The organism is Psychrobacter sp. TWP2-1-2 (assembly GCF_049896785.1).
Taxonomy (GTDB): domain Bacteria; phylum Pseudomonadota; class Gammaproteobacteria; order Pseudomonadales; family Moraxellaceae; genus Psychrobacter.
In genome coordinates, this window is the sequence record NZ_JAFCVA010000009.1 from 140,695 (window position 1) to 153,195 (window position 12,501).

The window sequence follows — 12,501 nt, forward strand, 5'->3', positions numbered from 1 at the left end:
TTTATGTCAAATTTTTTAAACCCATCATGCAAAAACAAGGAACGTATTATGCTTGATATGACGGCAGCCAAACAGGCAGTTAAGAAACGCTTCAAAGCTAAATCGGCACTCTCAGACACACCAGTGGATTATGAAGTACTGATTATCGGTGCAGGAATTGCCGGTATTGGTATGGCGTGCCGATTGCAGCAGCAAAAACACAAAGGACTGTTTGGTCATAAAAATCCAAGTACGCATAAACGCAAATTATCAAAGCAACAGCAGAAAAGTGCACAGCGATTTTTAGTGTTAGAAAAACGAGCAGATTTGGGTGGTACATGGGATTTATTTACCTATCCAGGCATCCGATCTGACTCTGATGCCTTGACGTTTGGCTACAGTTTCAGACCATGGCTAAATCACAGGATTTTGGCAAAGGGCGGTGATATTAAAAACTATATTGCTGATACGGCGCGTGAGTGTGGTATCAGCGAACATATTCGCTATCAGCACGAGGTGCAGCAGCTGTCTTGGTCAAGTAGCCATCAACAATGGACGGCGATGGTAAAAAATCATGCCAGCGGTGAGGTGTTTACGGTAACAGCAAAGTTCGTCGTTGGCGCCACGGGTTACTATGATTATGAACAAGGTTATCGTCCTTCTTTTAATAAAGAAGCAGATTTTCAAGGTGAGATCATTCATCCGCAGCATTGGCAAAATGTGGATTATGACGATAAGAAGGTAGTCATTATCGGTAGCGGTGCCACAGCGATGACATTGCTGCCAGCTTTGGTGGATGAAAAAGGTGGGCAATGCGCGCGTCACGTCACTATGCTACAGCGTTCTCCCACGTATGTGGCAAGTGTACCGGGCGATGATTATACGCTTGATTGGCTAGCAGGCAAATTTTCACCGTTGTCGAAAGAGCAGGCTTATACGCTGCTGCGTACTCGTAATGTATTGATTCAGCAAGGTACTTATCGAGCGGCTATATTGGCACCCAAGCTTATGAAAGCGTTATTAAAACGCGGTGTCAAAACAGAGCTAAAAGGTAGCGGTATCGATGTGGCGCATTTTGTACCAGACTATAATCCTTGGGATCAGCGGATATGTGCGGTGCCAGACAGTGATTTATTCAAAGCATTGCATGGCAAACGCGCCAGCGTCGTCACCGATCAAATCAGCCATTTTACCAAGACAGGCATTATGCTTGATTCTGGCAAGCATCTCGATGCTGATATCATCGTCACAGCGACAGGATTAAAGCTACAAATGCTCGGCGGTGCCAAAGTATATATTGACGGGCAGGCGATAGATATTGGTTCGCGCATGACTTATAAAGCGGTCATGATTGAAGATATACCAAACATGGTGGCACTGTTTGGTTATACCAACGCCTCATGGACGCTAAAAATCGATTTGGCGTGTCAGTATGTGATGCGACTGCTGGGCTATATGCATCAGCATCGCTATCAAGTGGTATTGCCACAAGCACAGACTAAAGATGCCAAAGCGCTTACGCAGACAGATACAGTGATGGGCGCGCTATCGTCAGGATATGTCAAGCGCGCTCAACATGAGCTACCCAAGCAAGGCGATATATATCCTTGGCGGGTGACAAACAACTATCTAAGCGACCGCATCATGCTCAAACATCGCAAAATAAAAGATGATTGGTTACGCTTTAGTCGTTAAGGTCGCTTAGTTACAGTTGTTCGCTCAATGTTTTTTAATGGCTATTAATAAAATCAGCAACTTGTTTGCTTAAGATCTGCCACAAGGTTTGTTGTGCACTTTTGCTGCCCCACGCATTATGCGGGCTAAATATAACGCGCGGATGCTTGGCAATGGTCAATAAAGGGTCGTCAGCGGTGATGGGCTCTTGTTCAAACACATCGCTGGCGTAGCCGATGATTTGCTCATTGTTAATGGCATCAGTCAGTGCTTGGCTATCGACAATACCGCCACGGGCGACATTGACGATGAGCGGCTGTTTGACCATTTTTGCTAAAGTATCTGCATTGATCAGGTGCTGAGTTTTCTCGTTTAATGGGCAATGCAGGCTCAGTACATCAGACTGTGCCAGTACGTCGTCAAACGCGGTATAGTCGTCATTGCGCGGTGCGCGTCCTTGCTGCTCCGCCCATAATACTTTCATCCCAAAAGCGCGCGCAATATCGGTCACGCGTTTGCCAATAGTGCCAACGCCAATAATACCTAGTGTTTTATCTTCCAAATCTATTAGCGGAATATCCAGTAGGCAAAAATTACCGTTTGCTTGCCATGTGCCATCAGCGACTTTTTGATGATAATAAATACCCGCGCGCATGGCGTTGAGCATGAGCATAAAGGTATGTTCGGGCACACTTTTGACTGCATAACCTGCGACATTATAAAGCGCCACATGGTGCTCAATACAAGCGTCTTGATCGACGTTGTTCATACCAGTAGCGGTCAGCTGAATGAGCTTGAGCTTGGGCAACTTACTGATCACTTCAGCGCTGATCTGCACTTTATTGGTAATAATGATGTCGGCGTCTTTGCAGCGCTCTACAATAACAGCAGCATCTTTTGGGGTATCATCATAAGTGAGGTAGTCGCTGATGCCGTCTGGGGCTGGCAAGTCGATGCCATCAGAAAAAGTGCCTTTATCTAAAAAAACCGCGCGCATGGTTATTCCTTATTAAATAGTTATTTTTAAATGATTTTAATAATGATCGACTTAATGTAGCACGTTGGTGATTTTAGTCAAAAAGGTCGTTAAAAAGTCCAAAGCAAAAAACCTCTACTTCAATATTGAAATAGAGGTTTTGTTGATTGAGACAGTAGTCTTTTGTGCTTATTTAGTCTTATGTACTTATAAAGAGAAACGCTTACGCAGTTTACCAATAAGGCTACGTACGCGACTGCTTAAATCAATACGCACGTCGTTTTCAGGGTCATGCTCGACTTCATAGCGTTTGACCAAATCAGGGCTGGCTTTGAGTTTCGTATGATGCTGAAACGCACGGTTGACGCTAATCTCAAGCAGGCTGGCGCGCATCGGTTTCGGCAAGCAGCGATAGACCTGACCTTTATTAATCAAATCAATCAGCAAGCCAGCATCTTGAAACTCAGTCTGTACCAAAACCACCAAATGCGGTGCATCTTGTTTTAAGGTAAAGATAATCGGCGCGATATTCTCGCCGCTGACATTGATATCGGTGATACAAACACCGATATCTTCATTCGCCAAATAATCGTACGCTTCCTCTAAACTCTCAGCGTGCAGTACTTTATAACTGTGAGAAAATTGCTTACGTATTTGCTCAATCAACTCATTGGTTTCATCGATCACTAGCAGCGTTTGCTTATTACCTGAACTGTCGAATTGGTCGGCATCTTCGTCTGGATTATAGGTCAAGGCGATTTCGGTAGCACGTCCGACCACAGTAATCAGCTCTTCAGATTTACAAGGCTTAGTCAAATAACGATAAATCTCACCATCGTTAATAGAGCCAATAATCGCGTTTAAATCGGCATAGCCCGTCAATAAAATACGCATGGTGGACGGTGAGACATCTTTTACTTCGCGTAAGATATCCACACCGACTCGCTCAGGCATCCGCTGGTCACTGACCGCCACGTGTACATGGTTGTTCTTGATATAGTCAATATACTCAGTCGGGTCGGTGGTGATAAACACGTCATGCGTTTTACGAAACAGCAGTTTCATAGACCGTAAAATGCGTTGTTCATCGTCGATAAATGCCAACTTCGGCTTTGACTCAGCGCTGGTTTCAACTGTGGTTAAGTCATTTTCTAATTCATTCATGATGATATCCTTATGATGATGAATAATAGTCGTTAAATATCTAAATATGTTCTACGTAACAGGGCAGCTGACCCAGCGCTTATGTGACTAGGTTTTGCTCTGTTAAATTATTATCAATCGGCAGTATTAACGTAAATGTAGTGCCAACACCTTCAGTCGATACGACTTTGATATCGCCATTATGTTGCTCCATAATTTGCTGGCTGATTGCCATACCAAGACCAGTGCCTTCGCCTGCGCCTTTGGTCGTAAAGAACGGCTCAAAGATTTGATTGAGAACTTCTGGACTCATACCTTTACCGTTGTCGATGACATCAATATAAACATTGTGATCATCGGCACGGGTGTGCACTTCGATTTTGCCATCAGGTTTTTCACCCATGGCTTGCGCGGCGTTATTGAGCAGATTGACCAAGACTTGATTGATTTGCGACGGTGAGCATTTCACTTCAGGTGTGGGCGCAAAATCAGTCACAATTTCTTGATGTCTAATGGAGTTACCAGCGATTTTAAGCGAGGCTTCGATACATTCGCGCACATCGATGGTTTTCACTTTTGACTCATCAAGACGGGCAAAGTTACGTAGATTTAGTACCATCTCGGTGATTTGCTCGACGCCAAATAACGAGTCTTTAATCAGCTCTTTTAGCTCAGCGGACAAATCATCTTCTTGAATTTCATCGGAAGCACGGACGATATCTGCTAATAACTTATCAATCTTGCCATCAGATGCGACGTCAGACTTGATACCTTTTAACCCTTGTACCAGTTCAATCAGCTCTTCGTATTGCTCAGTTAACTGACCGATAATCTCGAGGTTATTCTGTACATAAGATAATGGCGTATTTACTTCATGGGCAACACCAGCAACCATTTGCCCCAACGTTGCCATTTTTTCTGAACGGATCAATTGTAGCTGCGAGCTTTTCAGCTCTTTTAGTGTGTCTTGCAGCTCAGCAGTACGTTCTTCTACTTTAATCTCTAGCTGTTGATTAATATTGGCAAGCTTACCTTCGTTAGATTGGATACGATCTAATAGGTCGTTAATAGAGCCGTTTACCAGTCCAATCTCGTTGCGACCTGTCTTGAATTTAACTGAGCTTAGCTTGTTGTACTGCTTGTTATTAATGATGTTTTCTGCCAAAGAAATTTTATCAGTGGTTTCTTTCAATGGCTTGAATGCTAAGAAAGTTAGCATAAAGTAGATAATACCAGCGGTGATAAGGAGCGCTAATGCAATCCAGTTAATCAAGTTTTCACTTAAGTTGTCGGCAATGGCGTTAATCTCAGCATCAGGTTGGACAACGATAAGTTTCCAATAGGTTTCAGGAATCTCAAAGACATAGGCTTGACTGCCGTTATAAAAGTCATCGTTGGTCAGCTCAAAGCTCTGCAATAAGCGACTATCCATGGCATTTTGCTTGTTTTCGCTATTATTTAGGTAAGCGGCGTAGTTGACCAAATAATAACCTTTGGAATCACCTGTTTCTGCTTTATCAATCGTATTCAATACTTGCTGAACTTGCGGTGACACGCTAGCTGCAACTTGCTCGATAATCTCGTTACGCTGCGCTTCCAAGAAGTTTAATACCGGATTCCAAGCAGGGTCAGAGTTGATAACTTGTTTGATATCAAGTGGTGTACCGGTTGCTTCATCAATATAGCTTAAGCGTTCAGGGTTAGATGAGGCGATAACTTTATCACTGTTATCCAGCAATAGAATATAACCTGAGCCCGAGCTTTTGCTTAACTTGACGATGTTTTCTTGTAGCTGGTTTAGGGTAAAGTTAACGGTACTGGCACCCCAAAACTGATTGTCACGCTCAATTGCGACACCACAGCTCATGGCAAGCTCGCCTTTAGTTTGGCTGGCGCGAACATGGTTCCAGATACAGCTGTCAGGTTTGAGTAGTTTTAAGACGCTAAACCAATCTTCTTGATAATAAGGATTGGTTGGGTTTGGATCGCTGAGTACCGCTTGATAATCACCGTTTTGGCATACCATCAAAAACGGATGGGTTGCAGTATTGGCACCAAGAGCGCCTTTTTCTGGCCAAATGCCGCCACTACCCAATAAGTTATAGTCGCGTTTATCAAAGGCATTGGCGGTACTGACTTGCAAAATATTCTCTTGCGGTGGCAGCGTTTGCGCGCTTTGCTGTAACAGCAAGGCACTACGCATGACACGATTGATGTCGGCTGAGATACTATTAACCGCGGTATTACCACGTTCAGCGACCAGCTTTGCTGACTCAAGACGAATTTTATCATGGCCTTCTTTATCAACGACATAGACAACGACCGCAAGTACGACCGCAAAAGCAATGAACAAAATAGTGGTAACTTGGGTACTGACTTGATTAAAAAAGCCAACTTTTTTAGAGGCACTCATGACGGGATTTGTCCTTGGGAGTAGGGAGCACAAAAAGAATTGCCAATGGGATGGATTGGCTACAACGAAATATATGGTTAAGTTTCATCAAAATAGCTTGTTAACACTAGTCATAAACGTCAACTGAAAATAGTGTTAACATAACTTAAAATTATGATAATAAAATAAACTTATAACTTAATGGACTATAACAGGCAATAGTATACTTATAATCGCTGATAAAGCATCGATAACGGTTATGAGGTCTATGCTATTTTTTATATAAGTAGTAGTTAGCTAAAAGTCTAATGACTTAGTTAAATTGAATAGCTTTGGTATTAAGAGAGATGTTGTATTGCATTTTTTAACAATACAGTAACAATTTTACGATAACAATATTTTTTGTTTACTTGCGAGTCGTTATCTTATTGTTTTATATGACCAACTTATGCTTGGCATTGATATAATCTTGCAATAATCTGCTCTTGAAAAGTCAACTTAGCGCACTCATCTAGCTGCTAACGTTATATAATGGTCGGCTTTATCTTGCGACCTAGCTAATGAGCTGACGCTGCCGGTATGGCCGGCGACCTCTCAGACTATTAAGTAATGACATCGCGCTAGTGATTCACGCTAGCAACTCTCATTATGAGCTATCTATTTTTTCCTATTATCTGAGTACAAAAGACATCGCCCTATGACTATCTCTATCGCTTCATTGCACAATACTGAATTTGCCGTTGGTCAACGTTATTTATCTGATACGGAGTCCGAGCTGGGCTTGGGTGTGGTCATCGATGTAGATGACCGATGTGTGCACATTCTATTTCCACAAAGTGAAGAGACGCGCGTCTACGCCAAAAACTCCGCGCCATTATCACGCGTGGTGTTTAAAGTCGGCGATAGTATTTCTGATCAAGCGGGTAAGAGCTATACCGTAACCGCGGTCGACGAAGTGATGGGTGTACTCAAATACAGTGTCGATGAGCATGAACGAGGCATTATGGAAACCCGTCTTGCTGCCAATATCACCTTGGCTAAGCCGCTTGAGCGTCTGTTGGCTGGTCGGATTGAGCGCGGTGATTGGTATGAGCTGCGTCAAGATATCTTGCGTATGCAGTCGGCGCTAGCGGGTCATCCGCTTAAAGGTTTGATGGGTGCGCGTGTCGATATCATTGAGCATCAGCTCTATATCGCTCATGAAGTTGGCAAACGTATCGCACCGCGTGTGTTGCTTGCTGACGAAGTTGGTTTGGGAAAAACCATCGAAGCAGGTTTGATTATTCATCAACAGCTGCTAACGGGCAAAGCTGAGCGTGTACTCATTCTGGTACCAGATAGTTTGCAATATCAGTGGATGATTGAGCTGCGTCGTCGTTTTAATCTAAATTTTGCCTTATTTGACTTGGTGCGTGCTGCTGCTATCAAAGAACACGACCCTGAACAAAACGTCTTTGCCACTGAGCAATGTATCATTGCGGGTATGGATTTATTACTCGATCACCCTGATTTGTACGACCAAGCGATGGATGCAGGGTTTGATTTATTGGTGGTCGATGAGGCGCATCATCTGCATTGGGATGAAGCGCAAGGCGGCAATGATAAATATGACTTGATTGCTGACTTTGCCGAAGAAACGCCAGGGGTCATGCTATTGACAGCAACGCCAGAGCAGCTTGGGGCACAAAGTCACTTTGCTCGTTTGCGTTTGCTTGATCCGGATCGCTTTGATGATTTGGATGAGTTTATTGATGGTCAAGAAGCCTTTGCTGAAACGGCTGCCGTTGCTGGTGTATTGATAGAAGATAAGCCATTAAGCGACAGTCAAATTGCCGCTTTAAGCAGCTTGTTAGACATCAGTCTTGATGAGTTGGCAACGATTAATGATGACGAAAAACTGCGCACCTATGCGCTTAATGAACTACTTGACCGTCATGGTACAGGTCGTATTCTATTCCGTAATACCCGTGAAAGTGTGAAAGGGTTTTATGGTCGTAGCAGCCAGCCGTACCCACTGGCATTACCTGCCGCATGGAAAGACAGCTATCAAACCAATGGTAAATTGCGTGAGCAGCTATGGGGCGAAGAAAACCAACCTGATGGTGGCTGGCTAGAAGATGACCCACGTGTGCCTTGGTTGATTGATATTTTGCGCGGCGAGCTTAAGCACAAAAAAGTGCTGTTGATTGCCCGTAGTGGCGCGACGGTTGAGAGCTTGGAGGCGGTATTACGCTTACATGCTGGTATTAAAACCGCTATCTTTACTGAGCAGATGACCTTACTTGAGCGTGACCAAGCAGCGGCGTTTTTTGCCGATAGCGAAGGCGCTCAGATATTGTTGTGCTCGGAGATTGGTTCGGAAGGTCGTAACTTCCAGTTTGCCAGCCAGCTGATATTGTGGGATTTGCCAGCCAATCCAGATACCTTAGAGCAGCGTATTGGTCGCCTAGATCGTATCGGACAAACGCAGCAAATTATGCTCCATGTGCCTTATGTACAAGGCACAGCACAAGAGCGTCTGTATAAATGGTATCACGACGCGTTGAATATGTTTAATCAAATCTCTCCAACGGCGCAGAGCGTGCAAGAGCAGTATATCCAAGAGCTAAAGCCCATGCTTGAAGGCGCGGATACTGACGAGAACCGTGCGATACTACAAGATATCATCGAAGAAGCGAAACAGACGCGATTGGGGTTAGAGGCACAGCTACAAGCGGGTCGTGATCGCCTATTAGAATACAACTCGTGTCGCCCACGTGTTGCCAAACGTATCGCTGACGCCATGCGCGATTTTGATGGTCATAATCTATTGCCGCAGTTTATTGAGCGCTTTTTTGCCTCAGCCAATATCGATCACAATATCCAGCGCGATGGTTCGTGGGTAATTGCCCCGATTGATAGTACTGAAATTAGTGATTATATCGATGGCCTGCCACTCGGTGACGAAGATGGTATGACGTTGACATTCGAGCGTGAGCAAGCACTACAGCGTGAAGATATCGAATTTATCACTCACGAACATCCATTAATGCGCGCGATTTATGAGTTGGCGAGTACCAGCACCTTTGGTAATACCACGGTGGCGATGCTAAAAAGTTCTGCTGTACCACAAGGTATGGTACTGCTCGAAGTGAATTTCCGCGTTGAAGCCATTGCGCCAAGGTTACTCAATTTACCCGCGACGCTGACCACGCAAAATATCCGTGTATTTATCAGTGAGCAAGGCAGTGATTTGTCCTCGCGTATCAGTGCGGAGATGATTATGCCGCATATTGAGCGTCTGGATAAAAACCGCGCCCGCCAAGTCATTAAAGTACGCGGTGATGTGATTGAGCAGCGTTATTATGAAGCGGAAGAGATTGCCCGTCAGCAGCTTTCTCAGATTGGCGAACAAGCCAGTGCCCGTTTTAGCCAGCAGTGGTCACGTGAAATCAAACGTCTAAAGCATCTACAAACGATTAATCCTAACGTACGTCCTGCTGAGATTGAGCGTTTGGAGCAGCTAAAAGCCCAAGGTGAGCAAGCACTAGGGAGTCTATTATTAGTCCCAGACTCTATCCGTGTGTTAGTGGCAGTGAAGCCATAAATTTAAATGATCAAAAGAACGAGATGTTTAATAGCATCTCGTTTTTTTATGATTAATATCGTTTATATTAGGATGCGCCTCAAGGTCTGTTAAGCAAAAATATCAACATGATATTGCCAAGTGAGCGTCGCTCTCTAGTCAAAGCCATCGATATTGGGTAAGATGTTTATCTTTTCGATTTATAGTCCATTCGCTATAAAAGGGTGAGCGCATCTCGTGTGAAGTATCACATATACCCTTGTACTCGATTGCTTTGTACTTCTTTTAAGTTGAAACAACGATATAATAAATGCTGGTGATAGCGCTGCTATGAACGTGTTTTTTGCGCTAAAATTTTCGTGTTAAATCTCTCTTGTGCATTTTCAGCAAGTGATTTCATATTATTTTACATTCAAATGCAAAGTGTCTTTTGTCTTTCGCTATATGATATTGATATCGTTGGGTGCGTATTTTCAGATGCTTAGCGTTTTTGATAAAAATAAGGAAACCTATCGTCATGTCCGATTATTCGCAATTGATTGATGAGCTGCTAGCTACTGTAGCGCTTATTGAAGTGACCCCCGATGTCTTTGAGGGTAAGAGCCATGACTATGTTGGCAGTCGTATTTTTGGTGGACAAGTGCTCGCCCAAGCCATCATGGCGGCGGCGCATACACTGGATAAAGACAAACCCTGTCATTCACTGCACGGCTATTTTTTGCGCGGTGGTGATATCACGCAGCCAGTTATTTATCAGGTGCGCCGCTTGCGTGACGGTCGTAGTCTGTCTGCGCGTGAAGTGACGGCGATTCAGTATAAAGAAGTGCGTGGTAAAGCGCCCATTGAGCAAGTAATATTTTCAATGATAGCCTCGTTTTCGCCGATGGAAGAGGGTTTAGAGTATCAAGAAGATATGCCTGTCTATCCGCCACCAGAGGATTTACTGGCTGAGCAAGATTTAAAAGAAGAGTATGTCGGAAAAGTCCCAGACGCACTCAAAGCCCGTTTTATGCGGCGTCGCCATGTCGAAATTAAACCGGTTAAACCGCGTGATCCGATTCATCCAGAGCCAATGAAACCGAAGCAGGCGAACTGGTTGCGTATCCGCGAATTGGGCAATCAACCTGTTGCGATTCAACAAGCGCTATTGGCATTTTCCTCCGATTTTTATCTGGTTGGTACAGGGCTGATGTCACATGGTGTTAGCTTTATGACCAGCGGCTTGCAAGCGGCTAGTATCGACCACTCGATGCATTTTCATCGTAATTTTGATCTAAACGGTTGGATGCTATACGACATGTGGAGTGATACCACGTCTAATGCCAAAGGCTTAAACCATGGGCAGTTTTGGCAAGACGGTAAGCTGGTTGCTACGGTACAACAAGAAGGCCTAATGCGTTTACGTGTGCCAAAGTCCTAAGCTCTCATCTTCTGATAAATAAAAAAAGCGACTCACTATTGATAATGAGTCGCTTTTTTTATTCTAAAATCTTGACCATTGCTCGTGGCAATCCAAGCGTTGACTGAGCGTCAACAGCATTTAGCCAATTAATATTAATCTCGGCAGCTTGCAATGTTTCGGTTATTTCGGTAATTTGCTCAGCATTTAAAATCAGCGCTTGCGGTGTCAAATACCAATGAAAATGGGTCAGTGAATGCTTAATAGGGGCGTCGTCTAATAAAGTTTTACTGACTGCTTTTGCTGTCAATTTATGCTTATCTAACCACTCATTGATAATCTGCTCAGCAGTGGTAAATTCTGCTTCGTATACTTTTTCATTACTGGTCACTTTTAATACTGTATCGTCAATTTCAGTCGTCTTTTCTGCGGCAGTTTTAGTATTCACTTTGCCTGCGGTTTTTTCAACAAACTGTAAAGGTAAACTCCACAGTCCGCCCCAAATGCCATTGTCAGGGCGTTGTAGCCACAGTATTTTGCCATCAATATCTTCAATCAATAACGCATTGCTAAACTTGCTGGGTTTGGGTTGCTTTTTTGCTTTGACTGGATAATCTGTTTCGCGCCCCTCTGCATGTGCCAAGCAGTCCTCTTGAAGGGGACATAATAGGCAGGCAGGTTTGCTACGCGTGCATAATGTCGCGCCCATATCCATCATCGCTTGCGCGAACAATCCTGAGTCATCGACAGGCGTTAAACGCTCTGCCAATGCCCATAGCTCTTTGGTGGTGGCAGACTTGGTAATATCACCGTCAATCGCTGCCCAACGCGTCAAGACACGTTTGACATTGCCATCACAAATGACGCCATAACGATGCAGTCCCATCGCCATAATCGCGCCAGCAGTTGATGGCCCGACGCCAGATATGGCTTCCCATCCTGCTAGCGTCTGCGGAAAGTCGCCCGTCTCATCAATGACTTCGACCAGTTGTTTCGCGCCTTTATGCAAATTACGCGCACGCGCATAATAACCAAGTCCCGCCCAATGTTCCGCGACCGTATCCCATTCTGCGGCTGCTAAATCTTGCACGGTCGGAAAGGATGCCATAAAACGGGCAAAATAGGGCAGCACTGTCGTTACTTGCGTTTGCTGGAGCATGACTTCGGATAGCCAGACGATATAAGGATTGGGCGCGTCGGTTTGGTGCTGCTGCCAAGGTAGGTCATGGCGACCGTTTTCGGCGAACCAATCGAGTAGGCGCGGTGCGAACGAATCGAGAGAAGTAGAGTAGTGAGTAAAAGTATTTTCTATCGTTGTGAGGTTTGCAGTGGGGGTAAGCTGAGTCATATCATCAATTTTTGGCATATTAGTG

7 protein-coding genes are annotated in these 12,501 nt (G+C 44.4%); 3 read left to right on the forward strand and 4 right to left on the reverse strand.

Annotated elements, in window-relative coordinates; translation table 11 throughout:
• Window positions 1–48 precede the first annotated feature (48 nt).
• Complete coding sequence (locus ACP7AE_RS10195; RefSeq protein ID WP_426242893.1) at window positions 49–1,674, forward strand: flavin-containing monooxygenase; 1,626 nt, start codon at window positions 49–51, stop codon at window positions 1,672–1,674.
• 34 nt (window positions 1,675–1,708) lie between these two features.
• Here the strand turns inward: ACP7AE_RS10195 and ACP7AE_RS10200 are convergent, their stop codons facing one another.
• The 3 genes from ACP7AE_RS10200 to ACP7AE_RS10210 form a co-directional block, all read right to left on the reverse strand.
• Entirely contained in the window at window positions 1,709–2,650 is a 942-nt protein-coding gene (locus ACP7AE_RS10200; RefSeq protein WP_426242895.1) for a D-2-hydroxyacid dehydrogenase, read from the reverse strand.
• A gap of 186 nt (window positions 2,651–2,836) precedes the next feature.
• On the reverse strand, window positions 2,837–3,793 hold the full coding sequence (locus ACP7AE_RS10205) for a response regulator (RefSeq protein WP_201540732.1): 957 nt from the start codon (window positions 3,791–3,793) through the stop codon (window positions 2,837–2,839).
• Window positions 3,794–3,872: 79 nt separating this feature from the next.
• Complete coding sequence (locus ACP7AE_RS10210) at window positions 3,873–6,185, reverse strand: ATP-binding protein (RefSeq protein WP_426242898.1); 2,313 nt, start codon at window positions 6,183–6,185, stop codon at window positions 3,873–3,875.
• A 676-nt stretch (window positions 6,186–6,861) separates the two neighbouring features.
• Here ACP7AE_RS10210 and rapA point away from each other — a divergent pair.
• Both rapA and ACP7AE_RS10220 read left to right on the forward strand, forming a co-directional pair.
• The gene (rapA, locus tag ACP7AE_RS10215) at window positions 6,862–9,750 is read left to right on the forward strand and encodes an RNA polymerase-associated protein RapA (protein WP_426242900.1); all 2,889 of its coding nucleotides are present in this window, start codon (window positions 6,862–6,864) and stop codon (window positions 9,748–9,750) included.
• 496 nt (window positions 9,751–10,246) lie between these two features.
• Entirely contained in the window at window positions 10,247–11,149 is a 903-nt protein-coding gene (locus tag ACP7AE_RS10220; protein WP_045452453.1) for an acyl-CoA thioesterase, read from the forward strand.
• Window positions 11,150–11,207: 58 nt separating this feature from the next.
• Here the strand turns inward: ACP7AE_RS10220 and mutY are convergent, their stop codons facing one another.
• The gene (gene mutY, locus ACP7AE_RS10225) at window positions 11,208–12,476 is read right to left on the reverse strand and encodes an A/G-specific adenine glycosylase (protein WP_426242902.1); all 1,269 of its coding nucleotides are present in this window, start codon (window positions 12,474–12,476) and stop codon (window positions 11,208–11,210) included.
• Window positions 12,477–12,501 lie beyond the last annotated feature (25 nt).

Coding starts and splice junctions, on each gene's coding strand:
- ACP7AE_RS10205 (WP_201540732.1), bottom strand. CDS start 3,793: ATGAATGAATTAGAAAATGACTTAACCACAGTTGAAACCAGCGCTGAG.
- ACP7AE_RS10195 (WP_426242893.1), top strand. CDS start 49: ATGCTTGATATGACGGCAGCCAAACAGGCAGTTAAGAAACGCTTCAAA.
- ACP7AE_RS10210 (WP_426242898.1), bottom strand. CDS start 6,185: ATGAGTGCCTCTAAAAAAGTTGGCTTTTTTAATCAAGTCAGTACCCAA.
- rapA (WP_426242900.1), top strand. CDS start 6,862: ATGACTATCTCTATCGCTTCATTGCACAATACTGAATTTGCCGTTGGT.
- ACP7AE_RS10200 (WP_426242895.1), bottom strand. CDS start 2,650: ATGCGCGCGGTTTTTTTAGATAAAGGCACTTTTTCTGATGGCATCGAC.
- mutY (WP_426242902.1), bottom strand. CDS start 12,476: ATGACTCAGCTTACCCCCACTGCAAACCTCACAACGATAGAAAATACT.
- ACP7AE_RS10220 (WP_045452453.1), top strand. CDS start 10,247: ATGTCCGATTATTCGCAATTGATTGATGAGCTGCTAGCTACTGTAGCG.